The organism is Arcobacter sp. F2176 (genome assembly GCF_004116465.1).
Lineage (GTDB): Bacteria > Campylobacterota > Campylobacteria > Campylobacterales > Arcobacteraceae > Arcobacter > Arcobacter siniprincipis.
In genome coordinates this window covers 44,321-61,352 of the sequence record NZ_PDJV01000002.1, presented here as the reverse complement: position 1 = coordinate 61,352, position 17,032 = coordinate 44,321, and the positions used below count along the sequence as shown (strand labels likewise).

At 28.6% G+C, this 17,032-nt stretch carries 18 protein-coding genes; 5 read left to right on the top strand and 13 right to left on the bottom strand.

The features are described from left to right. Positions 1–5: 5 nt before the first annotated feature. The 5 genes from pyrC to CRU95_RS01965 form a co-directional block, all read right to left on the bottom strand. Positions 6–1,019: a dihydroorotase gene (gene pyrC / locus CRU95_RS01985; protein ID WP_129099479.1), complete on the bottom strand. Its 1,014-nt coding sequence runs from the start codon at positions 1,017–1,019 to the stop codon at positions 6–8. Next, complete coding sequence (locus CRU95_RS01980; protein WP_129099478.1) at positions 1,019–1,357, bottom strand: P-II family nitrogen regulator; 339 nt, start codon at positions 1,355–1,357, stop codon at positions 1,019–1,021. The genes pyrC and CRU95_RS01980 overlap by 1 nt, the downstream gene beginning before the upstream one ends. 96 nt (positions 1,358–1,453) lie before the next feature. Beyond that, positions 1,454–2,638: an ammonium transporter gene (locus CRU95_RS01975; RefSeq protein WP_129099477.1), complete on the bottom strand. Its 1,185-nt coding sequence runs from the start codon at positions 2,636–2,638 to the stop codon at positions 1,454–1,456. A 217-nt stretch (positions 2,639–2,855) separates the two neighbouring features. Continuing rightward, positions 2,856–3,194: a P-II family nitrogen regulator gene (locus tag CRU95_RS01970; protein WP_129099476.1), complete on the bottom strand. Its 339-nt coding sequence runs from the start codon at positions 3,192–3,194 to the stop codon at positions 2,856–2,858. Between the two features lie 77 nt (positions 3,195–3,271). Continuing rightward, complete coding sequence (locus CRU95_RS01965; protein WP_129099475.1) at positions 3,272–4,486, bottom strand: ammonium transporter; 1,215 nt, start codon at positions 4,484–4,486, stop codon at positions 3,272–3,274. Between the two features lie 149 nt (positions 4,487–4,635). Between CRU95_RS01965 and CRU95_RS01960 the strand changes: the two genes are divergently transcribed. Genes CRU95_RS01960 through CRU95_RS01950 form a run of 3 tightly spaced genes read left to right on the top strand, consistent with a single transcriptional unit; the run spans position 4,636 to position 8,815 of the window. Further along, on the top strand, positions 4,636–5,499 hold the full coding sequence (locus tag CRU95_RS01960) for a hypothetical protein (RefSeq protein ID WP_129099474.1): 864 nt from the start codon (positions 4,636–4,638) through the stop codon (positions 5,497–5,499). Positions 5,500–5,534: 35 nt separating this feature from the next. After that, positions 5,535–6,284 (top strand): sigma 54-interacting transcriptional regulator, encoded by a 750-nt coding sequence (locus CRU95_RS01955; RefSeq protein ID WP_129099473.1) that lies wholly within the window; start codon positions 5,535–5,537, stop codon positions 6,282–6,284. Next, positions 6,281–8,815 (top strand): HD domain-containing protein, encoded by a 2,535-nt coding sequence (locus CRU95_RS01950; protein WP_258238599.1) that lies wholly within the window; start codon positions 6,281–6,283, stop codon positions 8,813–8,815. Before CRU95_RS01955 ends, CRU95_RS01950 begins: the two co-directional genes overlap by 4 nt. Here CRU95_RS01950 and dsbD read toward each other — a convergent pair. Both dsbD and CRU95_RS01940 read right to left on the bottom strand, forming a co-directional pair. After that, positions 8,812–10,569 carry a protein-disulfide reductase DsbD gene (gene dsbD / locus CRU95_RS01945; RefSeq protein ID WP_129099472.1) on the bottom strand — a complete coding sequence of 586 codons (1,758 nt, stop codon included), beginning with the start codon at positions 10,567–10,569 and terminating at the stop codon, positions 8,812–8,814. The genes CRU95_RS01950 and dsbD overlap by 4 nt on opposite strands. Before the next feature lie 11 nt (positions 10,570–10,580). Further along, on the bottom strand, positions 10,581–10,946 hold the full coding sequence (locus tag CRU95_RS01940; RefSeq protein ID WP_129099471.1) for a co-chaperone YbbN: 366 nt from the start codon (positions 10,944–10,946) through the stop codon (positions 10,581–10,583). Between the two features lie 125 nt (positions 10,947–11,071). On the opposite strand from CRU95_RS01940, the gene CRU95_RS01935 reads away from it, so the two are divergent. Continuing rightward, positions 11,072–11,428, top strand: coding sequence for a rhodanese-like domain-containing protein (locus tag CRU95_RS01935; RefSeq protein WP_129099470.1), 357 nt, complete (start codon positions 11,072–11,074; stop codon positions 11,426–11,428). Between the two features lie 28 nt (positions 11,429–11,456). Here the strand turns inward: CRU95_RS01935 and CRU95_RS01930 are convergent, their stop codons facing one another. Together CRU95_RS01930 and CRU95_RS01925 are read right to left on the bottom strand one after the other, a co-directional pair. Next, entirely contained in the window at positions 11,457–11,672 is a 216-nt protein-coding gene (locus CRU95_RS01930; protein WP_013136687.1) for a hypothetical protein, read from the bottom strand. Positions 11,673–11,754: 82 nt separating this feature from the next. After that, positions 11,755–12,564 (bottom strand): phosphatidylserine decarboxylase, encoded by an 810-nt coding sequence (locus CRU95_RS01925; RefSeq protein ID WP_129099469.1) that lies wholly within the window; start codon positions 12,562–12,564, stop codon positions 11,755–11,757. 132 nt (positions 12,565–12,696) lie between these two features. On the opposite strand from CRU95_RS01925, the gene CRU95_RS01920 reads away from it, so the two are divergent. Continuing rightward, positions 12,697–12,951, top strand: coding sequence for a hypothetical protein (locus CRU95_RS01920; RefSeq protein ID WP_129099468.1), 255 nt, complete (start codon positions 12,697–12,699; stop codon positions 12,949–12,951). Between the two features lie 12 nt (positions 12,952–12,963). Here the strand turns inward: CRU95_RS01920 and CRU95_RS01915 are convergent, their stop codons facing one another. The 4 genes from CRU95_RS01915 to grpE all read right to left on the bottom strand — a co-directional run bounded on the left by CRU95_RS01915 (position 12,964) and on the right by grpE (position 17,031). Beyond that, a complete protein-coding gene (locus CRU95_RS01915; RefSeq protein WP_129099467.1) occupies positions 12,964–14,052 on the bottom strand; it encodes a murein transglycosylase A in 1,089 nt (362 codons plus the stop codon). Between the two features lie 63 nt (positions 14,053–14,115). Next, positions 14,116–14,397, bottom strand: a complete 282-nt coding sequence (locus CRU95_RS01910; protein ID WP_129099466.1) for a hypothetical protein — start codon at positions 14,395–14,397, stop codon at positions 14,116–14,118. Between the two features lie 11 nt (positions 14,398–14,408). After that, positions 14,409–16,292: a molecular chaperone DnaK gene (gene dnaK / locus CRU95_RS01905; protein ID WP_129099465.1), complete on the bottom strand. Its 1,884-nt coding sequence runs from the start codon at positions 16,290–16,292 to the stop codon at positions 14,409–14,411. A gap of 139 nt (positions 16,293–16,431) precedes the next feature. Next, positions 16,432–17,031: a nucleotide exchange factor GrpE gene (gene grpE, locus CRU95_RS01900; protein WP_129099464.1), complete on the bottom strand. Its 600-nt coding sequence runs from the start codon at positions 17,029–17,031 to the stop codon at positions 16,432–16,434. Between the last annotated feature and the right edge of the window lies 1 nt (position 17,032).

Genomic DNA, 17,032 nt, shown 5'->3' with positions numbered 1-17,032 from the left:
GTCTCTTACTTCAAACTCCAAGCTAGTTTTTGATTATTGTACATAGGCACAACATTTTCACCAAACTCTTCATAGATATTAGGTACAGTAAACTCTTCTTTTACCAATGTAATATCTTTTTTTAAAGCTTTAAAATCATATATCTTTTGAGCATTTAGACTTAAAAAACCATTTAGATTATCTAAACTATCATGTTTCTCAAAAAGTTCAACTAAAACTTGCAAGGCAATAGGAGATGTAAAGACACCAGCTGCACAACCACAAGACTCTTTTTTATGCTTAGGATGAGGAGCAGAATCAGAACCAAACATAACCTTTGGATTACCAGTAATTGCTGCATTTAATAAAGCATCTCTATCTTCATATCTTTTTGCTATTGGTTTACAAAATAGGTGCGGTTGAAGCATTCCCCCTGCTACATCATCTAAAGTTATTATTAAATGATGCAAAGTAATTGTCGCATATAAATTATCATATTTATCCAATAAATCAACAGCATCTTTAGTTGTAATGTGTTCCATAATAATCTTTAATTTAGGAAAGTTTTTTGCCAAACCTTCATATATTGGCATAAACTCTTTTTCTCTATCCATTACAAAACCATTAGTTTCACCATGAACACATAAAGGAATACCCAAATCACTCATAGTCTCTAAAGTAGGTCTTAAACTCTCTGCATCTATAGCTGCTACTCCATTTTCAGAATTTGTAGTAATTCCAGCAGGATATAGTTTTATACCTATTATTTCATCTTTTACTTCTTCCAAGAATTCTCTTGAATATTCTTGGAAAAATAGAGTCATAAAAGGCTCAAAAGTATCACCTTTACATGCTTCAAGTATTCTAGACTTGTAAGATAATAAAGCCTCTTTAGTTGTAATAGGAGGTACAAGGTTTGGCATAACTAAAGCACCTGCAAAAGTTTTTGAAGTAAGAGGACCAACTAATTTTAGCATCTGTTCATCTCTTAAATGAAGATGCATATCTAAAGGTGAATTAAGAGTTATTTCTTTACTCACTAAATTGCTTCCTCATCTTCTTCACCAGTTCTAATTCTTACAATTTTTTCAATTGGAGAAACAAATATTTTACCATCACCAATTTTACCAGTTTTAGAAGCCTCAGTAATTAATTGTATAGTTGAATCAACATCTTTATTTGCAACTATAAGTTCTATTTTAATTTTTGGTAAAAAATCTACAACATATTCAGCACCTCTATATAGTTCTGAATGACCTTGTTGTCTACCATAACCTTTTACATCAGAAACTGTCATACCTGTTATTCCCGCCTCAGTTAATGCATCTTTTACATCTTCTAGCTTAAATGGTTTGATTATTGCTTCAATTTTTTTCAATTTTAATCCTTTTTTTGATTCTCTATTTTAACAAAATAATTTTAAATAAACCTAATCTTTTTAAATCAAGCTTAATTTACTAGCTTTTATACAGACTTAGAAAGCTCGTTTAAACTCTGGGTATGCTTCTAGTCCACACTCATCTACATCTAATCCTTGCATCTCTTCATCTTTTTCTGCTCTTAGTGGCACAAACTTATTAATTACATATAATACGATAAAAGATGAAATAAAAGCAAATACTCCTACAACAACAATACCTTTTAATTGTCCTAAAAGTGTTATATCATTCCCGTTTGAGGCAAAAATACCAACAGCTAAAGTTCCCCAAATACCATTTAATAAGTGAACAGATAATGCTCCAACTGGGTCATCAAGTTTTAATTTATCAAAAAAACTAACTCCAAAGATTACCAAAACTCCACCTATTGCACCTATTAATATTGGAGTATAAATATCATATAAATTTGGGCCTGCTGTAATAGCAACTAAACCACCAAGTGCCCCATTTAATACCATTGTAATATCAAGTCTATGATATCTAAAGTACATATAAATACCTACAAGAATTGCCCCTGAAAGACCAGCTGTATTTGTGTTCATAATAGTCAAAGCAACAGCATCAGCACTCTGTTTAGATGCAATTGAACCAATACTTCCACCATTAAAACCAAACCATCCAATCCATAAAAGAAAAGCGCCTAAAGTTACAAGGGGAATATTAGAAGCTGGTATAACTCTTACTCCTCCTTCTTTAGGATATCTTCCCCTTCTTGCACCAATTATTATTATTGCAGCTAATAGTGCCCAACCACCAGTACTATGAATTACAGTTGAACCAGCTAAATCGTACATATTTAAATCTAATATTGTACTTTTTAACATATCATTTCCCCAAGACCAATTTACAATTATAGGATAAATTAATGCACCCATAACAATTGTAAATAATCCAAGTGGTAAAACTTTTGCTCTTTCACTAACTCCCCCTGACATAATATTGATAACCTTACCAACAAATGCCATTTGAAATAAAAATGCAGCCCATTTACTCATACTATCACTTCCAAAATCACCAAATGCCACAGAATAACCAAGCAATAAAAAAGCCAGTGAAGCCACTGCATAAATCATTGTATTTACCATCAAGACAGCACTCACATTTTTAGTACGCACAAGTCCCGCTTCCAACATAGCAAAACCAGGAACCATAAAAATGATTAAAGTCATTGCAAAAAGAGCAAAAAAGGTGTCAATCACATAAGCAATATTTGCATCCATTATTATCCTTTTAATATTTTAACAAATTATATATTATGTAATTAATTTTTTGTTTATTTAAGTGGGTGTTTTTTATACACAAATTAAAGTGATTATTTTAGATATTGAGTCAAGTGGAAATTTTTTTGTATAATTTATATACAAAACAAAGAAGTGTTAAAGTTAACACTCTTTGTATCTTGCAAAAGTAATTTGTTACTTTACTTTTTTTTAAAAACTAAACTGCTTCGCTACCAGTTTCACCAGTTCTAATTCTTACAACATTTTCAATAGGTGTAACGAAAATTTTACCATCCCCGATTTTACCTGTTTTTGCTGCATCAGAAATAGTTGCGATAGTTTTATCTACATCTTCATCATTTACTATTAATTCAATTTTGATTTTTGCTAAAAAATCAACAATATACTCAGCACCTCTATATAACTCAGAGTGACCTTGTTGTCTACCATAACCTTTAACATCATTTACTGTCATACCAGTAACACCACTCTCAACTAAAGCTTCTTTTACATCTTCAAGTTTAAAAGGCTTGATGATTGCTTCGATTTTTTTCATTCTTTGTTCCTTTTAATATTTTTTCAAAAAATTCATCTTTTCTAAAAAGGTAAGATTTCTTACCTTCTTATAAGCACTTATGCTCTTTTAAACTCAGGGTAAGTTTCAAGTCCAGTTTCATGAATATCTAAACCTTGAACCTCAATCTCTTCACTTACTCTTAATCCAACAATTAGATCTAAAATTTTCCATACTACAAATGAAGCTATGAAAACAAATGCACCAACAATAACGATACCTTTTACTTGAGCCATAATTGTAACTTCTGGATTGAAAATACCTACAGCTAAAGTTCCCCAAATACCAGCAACTAAGTGAACAGATAATGCACCAACTGGATCATCAATTCTTAATTTATCAAACATAGGAACAGCAAATACAACTAAAGCACCACCAACAATACCTTCAATAAATGCAACCATCATACCTAAGTCTGGTCCTGCAGTACAAGATACAAGTCCTGCTAAAGCACCATTTAATACCATAGTTAAATCAACTTTTTTGTAAATAAGTTGAGTTAAAATTGCAGCCATAATAGCTCCTGCACAAGCAGCCATATTTGTATCAGCAACAACTAAAGCAATACCATCAATATCAGCTTTTGAACCTAGTGCTAATTGAGAACCACCATTAAATCCAAACCATCCCATCCATAAAATAAATGTACCAAGAGTAGCTAATGTTAAATTTGAACCAGGAATTGGTCTCACTGTTCCATCTTTACCATATTTACCTTTTCTAGCTCCTAAAATAAGAACACCAGCTAAAGCAGCCCATCCACCAACAGAGTGAACAATAGTAGAACCTGCGAAGTCAGAGAATCCAGCCATAACACCACCTAATTCACTTCCTCCCCAAGACCAATGTCCTTGTATTGGATAAATAACACCACTTAAAACCACTGTAAAGATTAAGAAAGGCCATAATTTCATTCTCTCTGCAATTGAACCTGAAACAACAGATGCAGCAGTAGCAACGAAAACAACTTGGAAGAAGAAATCAGCAGCAGCAGGATATGCAGCATCAGCAGCAGTTACCATACTAATTGTTGAGAAGCTACCCATTATAGATCCACCATCTCCATACATTAAGTTGTATCCAACGAAATAATACATCATGCAAGAAATTGCAAATAAAGCAAGATTCTTTGTTAATACTGTAGCATTATTCTTTGATCTTGTTAAACCAGATTCTAACATAGCAAACCCAGCTGCCATCCACATTACTAGAACTCCCATTACAATAAATAAGAACCCATCAAGAACATATTTTACATCAGCAAAATTTTCCATTTTTTTCCTTTTCGAATTGATATAAGAAAGTATAAAATAAATTATAAACTTTGCCTAGACTTAATCTGTATAATTAGTATACAATTATCGTTTTTTCTACTTTTACTTAAGATGATATAATATAAACAGATTAAACAAGGAAAATATAAATGGAAGAGTTTTTAACAATATATGATGTAAACAAAGACAAAGTAGAAGACTTTATTTTAAATAGTATTCATAATTTAGGAAATATTAAAGATTATGAGAAAAATAATTTTTCTAATTTATTTTCAATTTTTCCATCATTGGAATTAGTTTATACAGTAAATAAAGACACAAAAATACAAAATTCTCCAAACTATTTTAAAAAGAGAATAGACAAAAGTGCTACTAATGAAAGTCGTACTTATATCCTAGATAAATTACATTTTAAAGATAATAATACAGCCTTTTCTTCACCATATATAAGTAGTGCTACAAGAAGTAATTGTATAACTCTTACAATAAAAGAAGATGATATTATTATTTTTTTAGACTTTAAAATAGAGACTTTACTTGAGAGATTAGAATTAATAGAATTAAATAAACCATTTCATACACTTACAAAGATATTCTATGGTATAGCAGGGTTTTCGTTAGCATTACTTGCTTTATTTCTTATTATATATTCACTTGGTACTTTTTTGACAAGCATGGTTTTTCATGGTGATTTTACTCTTGATGCAATTTTTAAACCTATCATTGCACTTACACTTGGAATAGCAATATTTGATTTAGCAAAAACTATATTAGAACAAGAAGTATATTTTAAATCTTATTCGAGAAATTCTAAAGTAGATACAAAAATGATAACTAAATTCTTAATTACTATAATAATTGCATTATCAATTGAAGGACTAATGGTAGTTTTTAAAATCGCAATAGAAAACTACACTCAAATGATAAATGCACTTTATTTGATAACAGGTATATCTTTTATCATCATTGCCTTATCAATTTTCATTTATTTAACTTCAAAAAAATCTAAATAATTGTATACTATATATACAAAATTAAGAGGATAATTATGCAAGAATTTATAGCTTTTTCAGAGATATCTAGAGAAATAAAAAACTCAGCAGAGTTACTGAAGTCTTTAGATATCAATGCGTTAATAACTGGACAAAAAGGTGTAGGGAAAAAAAGTTTAGCTAAATATATTACACAAGATTCAAATATTTATAGTGCGAAAACTCTACAAGATGACATAAGTGATAATGTAATTTCTATTTCTAACTGTACTGTAATAATTGAAAATATTGATGAGATTACAAATATTGATTTATTTATAAATTGGGTTGAAAATAACTCTATTAAAGTTATAGCAACATCAAAAAAAGATGAATTAAATGAAAAACTCTCAGATATATTTTCTATAACAATAAATATTCCACCTTTAGATACAAGAAAAGAGGATATAAAACCATTAGCAAATAAATTTGCTAAAGAAGCAGGTGAGATTTTAGGGATAGAGGAAAAACCTTCTAAATTAATAGTAAATACCCATGAAAATGCCTACAGTTTAAGAAAATCAATATTTTTCTCTTATCTTTTTGAATCAATTGGTGAAAATGAGATTATGATGCTTTTAGAAAACTATATACTTGATAATATGGATGGAGAAAATGGGTATAGAGATTTTGTATATCTATTTGAAGCACCCCTTCTTCGTGCTTCACAAAAGAAATATAAATCTCAAGTACAAATGGCAAAAAATCTAGGATTAAACAGAATAACCCTAAGAAAAAAACTAGAGATGCATAAAGAACTAATATGATTAATGAGATGAATCTAGAAGTTGAAGAACTTATAGAAAAAAATGCTAATGATTTTCAAATATCAAAAGTATTTAAAAAATATATCCAAAGCTATGTAAACTCTATTGATACAAGTATAGATACAAATGGTGGGAAAGATTTTTTTGTTCAACACACAAAAGTTACTGATAAGTTTTTAATCTCACTTTATAAATATATTCTTAGAAAAAATTTTGGTTCATATCAACCAATGAGCACTTCTATTCCTATTTCAATAATCGCTCTAGGCTCTTATGGAAGAGAACAACTTTGTATTTATTCAGATATCGATTTACTACTTTTATATGAAGATGTTAAGGGTTATAATATCAAAGATATAATTCAAGAATTTATTACTTTAGCTTGGGATTGTGGACTAAAGTTAGGTTCTAGGGTTCATGAACTTAATGATGTAGCAGAATCTGTTAAAGAAGATATTACAATCAAAACTGCAATCATAGAATCAAGACTAATTTATGGTTCAAAATATTTATGGTTTGGTTATGAAAATGTATTAAATAGAATAAGAAAAACTAACCAATTAGAATTTATTCTAGAAAAAAAGCAAGAACACAAAGATAGACTTTTAAAATACCCTTTAAAAATGGAACCTAATATAAAAGATGGTTATGGTGGTATGAGAGAAGCAAATATGGTATTTTGGATCGCAAATGTAGTTTTTGGAGTTACAAGACTAAGACATCTTATGGATAAAGAATTTACGGAAGAAGAGTACAAGAAATATAGAATATCTTTAGAGTATATTTTTCAAGTAAGAAATCACTTACATAATATTGCAAAGAAAAAACTTGATACTGTAAATTTTGATATTCTACCAGAGTTAAGTACTAAACTTGGATTTAAACATACGCCAAGAAAGACAAAAGAGACTCAGGCTATGAACAAAATTTTTGAGTCTTTGCATAATATTCACTTCTTCACAAATATTTTAAGCAAAAAATTCACAAGAGAATTAGAATTTAAAAATCAAAATTATGATTTAGTTAGAAAAAATAGATTCAAAAAAAATCTTTATATTTATGAAGGTAAAATATATACTTCATACTTCAATAAACCAAAAACACTAACTGCCTTTCTCAAAGAGCTCATATCTTTACCAATAAGTGTAGAAAGATTTGACCAATCATATGTTTATTATGCAAGTAAAACTATCTTGCCACAAAAACAAACAAAAGAGCATAAACTATTATTAAGAAGATTATTATTTAAAGAATCTTTATATCCAATAATAAAACTTCTTTACAATGCAAGAATATTTGAATCAATATTCCCTATTACTAAAAAGATAATAAATCAACCACAATTTGATGGATACCATGAACTTCCAGTTGATGTACATTCTATAAAAACATTAAAACACTTAAGTGATATAAAAGATGAATTTGTAAAAGAGTTATATGAAAATTTTGATAAAACAGAACAATCATTAGTCAAAATTGCAACATTTTTTCATGATGTAGGAAAAGGAAGACTTACGGATCATCATATTGCAGGTGAAAAACTATTTAGAAATATGGCAAAAGGACTTAGTTTTAAGGCTGAACATACACAAGTTATAGCAAAACTAATAAGATATCACAATATGATGAGTAAAGTTGCTACAAGTGAAGATATATATTCTGAAAAAATTATTAGAAATTTTTCAGGATTAGTTCAAAATAAAAAATTTTTAGATATGTTATTTGTTTTAACTTATGGGGATATTTCTGCTGTTGGCAAAAATATTTATAAAAGTTCAACTTCAACCCTATTAAGAGAATTATACCATCAAACATTATATGCCTTTGAAAATACTACTCTTTTAACTGAAAGTTCAAGAAGAATTGCAAAAATAAATAGTATCAAAAAACTAAAACAATATAATGACTTACCTCAAATACTAAAGAAAAAAATAACATATATTGCCTCAAACCAAATCTTCTTACAACTTAAGGCTGCTGATATATTAGACTTAGTATTAAAAGCAAAAGAAGTAGAAACTTATACTTATAAGATATTAAATGACAAAGCCCTAACAATAAGAATAATAAGAAAGATTCCTTTGAACTTAGGATATCTACTTGGTAAATTAGAATTTTTAGATATTTCAGTTATGAATATTTTTAAATTATTTGATGATAAAAAATGTTTTGAAATCCAATTTACAGAAAAAGTTGAAGATGGTGATTTATTACATATTGAAGAAATAATAAATGCTTCTTTTGATATGAGCAAAAAATTAAATCTAAAACAACCTATTATTCTAAAAAATGAAGTTGAAGTAAATTGTAATCATACTTCATATCTTGCAAGTATGAGAATCCATGCTATAAATCAAAAAGGATTATTAGCATATATTACTAAAATTTTCGATGACTTTGGAGTAGAAATAGAAAGTGCAAAACTTTCATTAAATAAAAAAAGAGTAAGAGATTTATTTTTAATTGAGAAAAATGGTAATTTTAGTGTTAATTCAGAAAAAATTGTAGAAATGATTTGTAGTAACGACTAAATGTCGCTACTACTAAAATGTTTATTAAGTATCTCCAAAAACTCTTTTGGATTTTTATATCCAACTATTTTTGAAGCATTTATCTCATTATTGTCTTTGTCCCAAAAAATTATTCCAGGAGGGCCAATGATGTTAAATCTTTTTTGTAACTCTTTGTCATCTTGGTTATTAGCTGTAACATCAGCTTGTAAAAGTGTAAAGCCTTTTAATTTTTCTATTACTCTGTCATCTTTAAAAGTAATGTTTTCAAACTCTTTACAAGCCACGCACCAATCAGCATAAAAATCTAACATAACTGGTTTATCTGATTTTTTTATCTCAGCTTCTAACTCTGTTAAGTTTTTAATTCTTTTAAATGTAATTCCAGCCTCACTTGTAGAAACAACTTTACTTGAAGTGAATTTTTCCAAAGGATTTAACACATTTGTTGCTCCACTTACAGCACCAACGAAAGTCAAAACTCCATATATCAAAATAACTAAAGTAATAAGTCTCATTAAAATATGTTCATACAGTTTTAAATAAAGTGTCGTTCCTAAAAACAGTAGTGACCATAAATACATAACAATAATTGGTTCAAGTACTCTATCTAACATCCAAATAGCAATAGCTAACATTACTATTCCAAAGATTCTTGTAATATTTTCCATCCAGCCACCAGGTTTTGGCATAAACTTTCCAGCTCCAAGTCCAATTAAAAGAAGTGGTACTCCCATTCCTAAACTTAGTACAAATAAAGCAGCACCACCTAAAAAGGCATTTCCAGTTTGTCCAATATAAACTAAAGCACCAGCAAGTGGTGGAGCAACACAAGGACCTACAATAAGAGCTGATAAAAATCCCATTATTGCTATTCCAAAGATTCCTTGTTTCTCTTTTCCTTCTGTTGTTTTATTTATCTTATTTTGAACACTTTGTGGCAGTTCTAATTTATAATATCCAAACATTGAAAATGCTAAAGCTACAAAAATAGCTGCAAAAGCACTTAAAACATAAGGATTTTGGAGTGCAACTTGTAAGTTTGCCCCAAAAAGTCCTGCAATTATTCCAGCAATCGTATAAGCTAAAGACATAGAAATTACATAAACCAATGATAAAAAGAAGCCTCTTTTCATACTTAATTGTTCATTTTGTCCAGCTTTTACAATAATAGAAGACAAAATAGGAATCATAGGGAAAACACAAGGTGTCAAAGATAATAAAAGCCCAAATCCAAAAAATGTAAGCAAAATAATAAAGAAATTACCATCTTTTAAACTATTTGCAATAGTATCTGTTTCATTTAAATCATTACTACTTTTTGTAGAACTAGTTGAATTAGTAGTACTTTGGGTTACAAAATCATCTGGTATTTTCACGAGAGTTGTTTTACTCATAGGTGCATAACAAAGTCCAGCTTTTGAACAACCTTGAAAATTTAATTCAATTTCATACTCTTTTGCATCAACTTTAGATTTTAATAGGGAAAATGGAACCTCAATATTTAAATTATACAAATAAATTATATACTCTTCATAAGGCATTGATTTTGGCAAAACTAATTCTTTTGTTATATCAATTTCTTGAGGTTTTTTGATTTTTACACTTACTTTATCAGCATATAAATAAATATCTTTTCCTAAATCAAGATTTATGATTAAACTACTGTTTTTAGTTTCAAAACTCTCTTTAAATGCTTCTTTTGGAGATAAAAAATCTTGTTCAAGTCCAAAAAGAAAAATAAAACTTAAAAATAAAAGAACTAATTTTTTCATTTTTTATCCTATTATTTTAATAAATAGTTATTAACATTGTTATTTATATCGCTAACACTTTGTATACCAATGATAGATTTAATTATCTTTCCATCTTTGATGTATAAAACAGTAGGAATACTTTCAACTCCATATTTACTTACAAGCTCTCTTTGATCATCAATATCTACTTTATAAATAGTTACTTCATCAGGTTTAGTATCATTATATTCATTTAAATTTTTCCCAATTATTTTACAAGGTGGACACCAAGACGCATAAAAGTCCACAATGACTTTCTTACCCTTTATCTTTTCTGCCATATTATCTACTGTTAAATGTTCATATGCAAATAAACTAGTAACAAATAGAGATAATACAATTATAAATTTTTTCATATAAATTCCTTTTGCAACATTATAGTTAAAAAGTGTGTAAATATTGTTTAGTCAATTAACTTTAATTCTATACTTTATTATAAGAATTCTTTATGTAAGATTGGGAAATTTTATTAGGATTTATGATGAATAATACTTTAAAAAATGTCCTTCCTAAGGACATAGAACCGTTTATAAATAAAAATACACCCATAATAGATATTAGAAGAGAAGATGAATTTAAAGCAACTGGAATAATAAAAGGCGCATATAAATTAACTTTTTTTAATGAATATGGACAACATGATTTAGATACTTGGCTAAAAGAGTTTAAAAAGATTGTGAAAAATAAAAGTGAAAACTTTATTTTAGTATGTGCCCATGCAAATAGAACTAGAGTTGTTGGTGATTTTTTAGCAAACAAATTATCTTATGAAAATGCTTATCATCTTGAAGGTGGTATGGCTTTATGGATAGAACAAGGGAAAGAAGTAGTTTTTTAAAAAAAGCCAAAGATTTTGGCTTCTTTTATTATTTTTTAGCTTTTTGTAAAACTTCGATTACTTCTTCTAAGTTTGCATAAGGAATATGAGATTTCCACTCAACATTTTCACCATTTAGTGAAATACCAATACTAACAACATCATCAGTACCTTTTCCGTAAGGCTCAGTAATATTAGAGATAAATATCTTACCTTTTTTTGTTCCTGCTAATTGAATTTCAGCCAATTCTGTAGTTGTAGACATATCTTTTCCTTTTATTTGATTTATAACATTTTACAAAAATAAACTTTTATAATGTTAAACTTAGTTATTATAACTTAGTTTTTTATTTTTTACTAATAACTGAACCAAATAGGATTTTTTGATTTGTTAAATTTTTTAGTTTGATACTATCTTTTTCCCAAATCATTACTACTGTTGAGCCCATTTTAAAGTAACCTAAACATTCACCTTTTTTAATATTTAAATCTTCATATTCATAAACTTTTATCTCTTTTGCATCAACATTAGTTTCAACTGCACTTTCAAATTCAAATACCATTTGTCCCACATTTAAAGCCCCAACAAATACCATATAAAAAAGTTTCTTGTTTTTATCAATACATTCTAAAATAACTCTTTCATTTTGACAAAATAGATCTATCTCTTTATTTAGATATTTTAAATTTACTGGATAGAGTTTCCCAGGAACATGAATAAGTTTAGTTACACTAAAATCACATGGGGCATGGTATCTATGATAATCTTTTGGAGAAAGATAAAAGTTCATAAAACTTCCATCAATAACTTTTTCTAAATTATCTTTTTTTATATGATATGTTAATAACTCTTCAACATTATATTCCATACCTTTTATTTGTAATAAAGTATCTTTTTTCAAAGCTCCACACTCTGTTATTAAAGAATCAGTTGGTGAAATAACTAAATCATCATCCAACTCTATTTCCCTTTGAATTGCTAATTCTCTTGTAAATAAATCATTTAAAGACTTATAATATTTAGGGTTTCTAAACTCACTCATATCTAAATGGAAACTTTTCACATAAAGACTATTTATGGTACTTTGAATAAAAGAGGGAAACTCTTTTTTTGCAAACTTACCAAAATACTGTGAAATCAAATTTGTAATATGCATTTTAATCCTTATAAAAAATGTATTCTACCTAATTATCACTTGATTTTTAAAATTACTATTTAACTTAAGTTCCTAAGAATAAAAAAATATTAATTTGATAATCTTCCATTATTAATATAAAAGGATAATAATATGCATACTATACAAGTTGAACATGTTTGTGGTTGTTTTAAAAGAAGTGATTTAGAAAACAATTTACAATTAGAGAATAAAGATGATGCTTTAACAAAAGCTATGGAAATGACAACAACTATGAATGAAGATTTCTGTGGTAAACACGATTTTCAATTAGTTGAAGATAACAATAATTTTGTAATTTCTTTCAAGCAAGAAGCTCCAACAAATACTACAAGCGGATGCTGTGGTGGTGGATGTGGTTCACACTAAAGGCTTTAACCTTTAGTTGGGAACTAAAATATATAGTTCCCCCGCTTCCTTCATCCTACCAGCATATTTCTCAGCATCTTTTGCAAAACCCCAAAAAAAGTCAGCTCTAATATCACCTTTTATCGCTCCACCTGTATCTGCTGCTACCATTAATTGATTTATCTCTTTATTTGTAACTGGATTCTTTGTATTTATAAATACAGGCATTCCTAAAGGAATATATCTTGTATCAACTGCTAAATTCCTTTGGGGAACTAATTCTACCCCTAAACTTCCCGTTGCTCCTTGAGATCTTTTTTCAAAAAAGATATAACTAGGATTTTTATTCATAACTTCATTTATTTTATCAGGGTTATCATAAAACCATTTTTTCATGCCTTGAACTGAAGCACTATAATCACTTTTCCCACCAATATAACCCTTACTTATCATATATTTCCCAATAGAGGTATATTGTTGTCCATTTTGATTTGCATAACCTATATTAATCAAATCACCATTTGGCAATTCTACTTTTCCAGAACCTTGTATATGTAAAAAATATAGTTCTATATTGTTATCAACATATAATAATACATCTTGATTTTTATTTTTACTTATATTTTTTCTAGCTTCATAAGGAATAAGTCTATTCCCTTCTATTTTACCCCTTAAAGTATATTTTTTAAGTTGGGGATAAACACTTTTTAAATCCACAGTTATCAAATCATCTGGTACTTTATAAATGGGATATTTGTACTTATTCGTTTTTGTAAAACTTCCATGTAACAAAGGTTCATAGTAACCCGTAATTGTTCCTTTATCAGTTCCATTTTTATTATACAATTTATATGGAGTAAAGTTTTTTTGAAAAAATGCTTTTGGATTAGTTGTATCATTTGCTTTCAAACAAACCTCTTCAAAAGTCTCTTTTCTAGAACTTTTTGTACAAGCTTTTTTAAAAACATCTAAGGCCAAAGATAAATCATCTTTATCAAAATCTTTTATTTCAGAAAAAGAGACCTTTTCCAAGTTTGCTTTTGAATTATCAATTTTTTCAAATTTTGGAGCACATCCTGAAAAAATGGCGATTAAAATAGTAATAAATATAAGGTTTTTCATAAGTTTTAACTCCTGTCATGGGATTTTAGCACTTTTTAGTTAATAGTAATTTAATTAAAATATTTAGTTGATTGAGTGAACTTCTTTTAAACCACAAGATTTACAAACATACTCAATCTCTTTTACCCCAGAGCATCCGTGATCTTTTAATAATCTTGTTGTGATAATTTCATATTTAAACTTTGTATTTGTTTTAGTATCAAAAAACTCTTTAGTTTTTTGGTGACAAGAAGGACATTCTCCTTTATTTAATTTATCTAATCTTGAAGTCTTAGTTTTTAAGTAAAGTAAAATAGAGAAAGATACTATTAAAAATAGTAAAAAAAGGAAAAGAATAGTTTGCATGAAGCAGAGATTTACTCTACTTCAGCATCGATAACATCATCGTCATCTTTTTTAGCTTTTGCATCTGGTTTTGCTCCAGCTTGATCACCTTCTTTTTTATACATTGCTTCTGCTAATTTATGAGAAACTTCAGTTAAAGCTTTAACTTTTTCTTCAATTTGCTCTTTTGTTGCATTTTCATCTTTTAATATTTCTTCTAATGCAGCTGCTGCGTCAACAATTTTTTTGCTCTCTTCTTCAGAAACGGCATCACCATTTTCTTCTAAAGTTTTTCTTGTACTATGTAATAGAGCATCAGCTTGATTTCTGATTTCAATTACTTCTTTTTTCTTAGCATCAGTCTCTTTATTTGCTTCTGCTTCTTGTACCATTTTTTCGATTTCTTCATCAGATAATCCAGATGAACCAGAAATAGTAATTTTGTTTTCTTTACCAGTTCCTTTATCTTTAGCACTTACATTTAAAACACCATTTGCATCAATATCAAATGTTACTTCAATTTGAGGTACACCTCTTGGAGCTGCTGGGATGTCAGATAATTCAAACATACCTAAAGATTTGTTATCTCTTGCAAATTCTCTCTCACCTTGTCCTACATGAATAGAAACAGCAGGTTGATTATCATCAGCTGTTGAGAACACTTGAGATTTTTTAACAGGAATTGTTGTACCTTTTTCAATAAGTTTAGTCATAACTCCACCTAAAGTTTCAATTCCAAGTGATAAAGGAGTAACATCTAGTAATAATACATCTTTAACATCACCTTTTAATACACCAGCTTGAACAGCAGCACCAGCAGCAACTACTTCATCAGGGTTAACACCTTTATTTAAATCTTTTCCAAAGAATTCTTTAACAACTGAATTTGCTTTTGGTAATCTTGTAGATCCACCAACCATGATGATTTCTTGGATTTCACCTTTTTCTAAACCAGCATCTTTAAGAGCAGTTTTAATATGGTCTAGAGTTTCTTTGATTAAATCTTCAGTCATAGACTCAAATTTTGCTCTTGTTAATGATTTAACTAAGTGAACTGGTCCTGCATTTCCCATAGAGATAAATGGTAAGTTGATTTCTGTTGATTCAGCAGATGAAAGCTCTTTTTTAGCATTTTCAGCTGCATCTTTTAATCTTTGTAATGCCATTTTATCAGTTTTGATATCAAACCCATTTTCGTCTTTGAACTCTTTTGCTAACCAATCAATAATTCTATTATCGAAGTCATCTCCACCTAAGAATGCATTACCATCAGTTGAAAGTACTTCAAATGTACCATCACCGATTTCTAATACAGTAACATCAAATGTACCACCACCTAAATCGTATACAAGAACTTTTTCTTCACCTTTTTTGTCTAAACCATAAGCTAATGATGCAGCTGTTGGCTCATTGATAATTCTAAGAACATTTAGTCCTGCGATTGTTCCAGCTTCTTGAGTTGCTTTTCTCTGTGCATCATTGAAGTATGCAGGTACAGTAATAACTGCATCAGTTACAGCTTGTCCTAAATACTCTTCAGCATCAGCTTTTAATTTACCAAGAATTTTAGCTGAGATTTCTTGTGGAGTATAAACTTTTCCACCAATTTCAACAGCAGCAGCTCCACTTCTATTTACAATTTTATATCCAACTTTTTCTTGTGCTTCTTTAGCATTTTCTTCATCCATCATAAGACCCATAATTCTTTTAATAGAATAAATAGTTTTTTCTGGATTTGTAATCGCTTGTCTTTTTGCTGGATCACCAACTAAAACTTCACCTTTATCTGTAAATGCAACAATTGATGGAGTTGTATTTTTCCCTTCTTTGTTAGAGATAATTTTTGCTTCACCATTTTCATAAACTGCCATACAAGAGTTTGTAGTTCCTAAATCTATTCCAATAACTTTTCCCATTTTATATCCTTATCATTTTTTATTATTAAATTTTAAATTCAATTAATAGTTTTCTGACATTGCGGTCAATGATGCTTTGCATCAAATGAAAAATGAATAGTGAAAAATTAAAAATTTTCTCACTAACACTTCTCTTATTCTAGTTTGCTATACTTACCATTGCTGGTCTTAGCAATCTTTCTTTCAACATATAACCTTTTTGCATAACTTGCACAATTTCACCTGTTTGTTTATCTTCACTATCCACTTGCATAATTGCATTGTGAAAGTTTGGATCAAACTCTCCATCTGTTTCTACAACTGTAATATTATGTTTTTCAAAAGCTGTATAGAAGTTTTTAATTGTAAGTTCTACACCCTCTTTTAGTTTTGCAAGTAAATCTTCAGTACTAAGATTTGTTGCTGCTTCTTCAGCTGCTAATGCCATTTCTAATGTATCAATTGGAGATAATAAATCTTTTGCAAATTTTTCACTTGCATAATCAATTGCTTGATATTTTTCTTTTTCCAATCTTTTTTTGATATTTTCAAAATCCGCATGAACTCTTAAATATTTTTCTTCTGTCTCTTTTAACTTAGCTTCAAGTTCAGCAATTTTGTCTTCTGTTGTTGCTTCTTTTACTTCTTCCGTTGTATCTTTTTCATTACAACATGAAGATTCATCTTTACAACACTCTTCTTTTGTCTCAACTTCTTGTATTATTTCTTCATTATTTGTATTTTCTGTATCTTTACTCAAA

Excerpts from the sequence above, each read along its gene's own strand:
- CRU95_RS01975 (WP_129099477.1), bottom strand. The coding sequence starts at position 2,638 with ATGGATGCAAATATTGCTTATGTGATTGACACCTTTTTTGCTCTTTTT.
- CRU95_RS01970 (WP_129099476.1), bottom strand. The coding sequence starts at position 3,194 with ATGAAAAAAATCGAAGCAATCATCAAGCCTTTTAAACTTGAAGATGTA.
- CRU95_RS01965 (WP_129099475.1), bottom strand. The coding sequence starts at position 4,486 with ATGGAAAATTTTGCTGATGTAAAATATGTTCTTGATGGGTTCTTATTT.
- CRU95_RS01960 (WP_129099474.1), top strand. The coding sequence starts at position 4,636 with ATGGAAGAGTTTTTAACAATATATGATGTAAACAAAGACAAAGTAGAA.
- CRU95_RS01955 (WP_129099473.1), top strand. The coding sequence starts at position 5,535 with ATGCAAGAATTTATAGCTTTTTCAGAGATATCTAGAGAAATAAAAAAC.
- CRU95_RS01950 (WP_258238599.1), top strand. The coding sequence starts at position 6,281 with ATGATTAATGAGATGAATCTAGAAGTTGAAGAACTTATAGAAAAAAAT.
- dsbD (WP_129099472.1), bottom strand. The coding sequence starts at position 10,569 with ATGAAAAAATTAGTTCTTTTATTTTTAAGTTTTATTTTTCTTTTTGGA.
- CRU95_RS01940 (WP_129099471.1), bottom strand. The coding sequence starts at position 10,946 with ATGAAAAAATTTATAATTGTATTATCTCTATTTGTTACTAGTTTATTT.
- CRU95_RS01935 (WP_129099470.1), top strand. The coding sequence starts at position 11,072 with ATGAATAATACTTTAAAAAATGTCCTTCCTAAGGACATAGAACCGTTT.
- CRU95_RS01930 (WP_013136687.1), bottom strand. The coding sequence starts at position 11,672 with ATGTCTACAACTACAGAATTGGCTGAAATTCAATTAGCAGGAACAAAA.
- CRU95_RS01925 (WP_129099469.1), bottom strand. The coding sequence starts at position 12,564 with ATGCATATTACAAATTTGATTTCACAGTATTTTGGTAAGTTTGCAAAA.
- CRU95_RS01920 (WP_129099468.1), top strand. The coding sequence starts at position 12,697 with ATGCATACTATACAAGTTGAACATGTTTGTGGTTGTTTTAAAAGAAGT.
- CRU95_RS01915 (WP_129099467.1), bottom strand. The coding sequence starts at position 14,052 with ATGAAAAACCTTATATTTATTACTATTTTAATCGCCATTTTTTCAGGA.
- CRU95_RS01910 (WP_129099466.1), bottom strand. The coding sequence starts at position 14,397 with ATGCAAACTATTCTTTTCCTTTTTTTACTATTTTTAATAGTATCTTTC.
- dnaK (WP_129099465.1), bottom strand. The coding sequence starts at position 16,292 with ATGGGAAAAGTTATTGGAATAGATTTAGGAACTACAAACTCTTGTATG.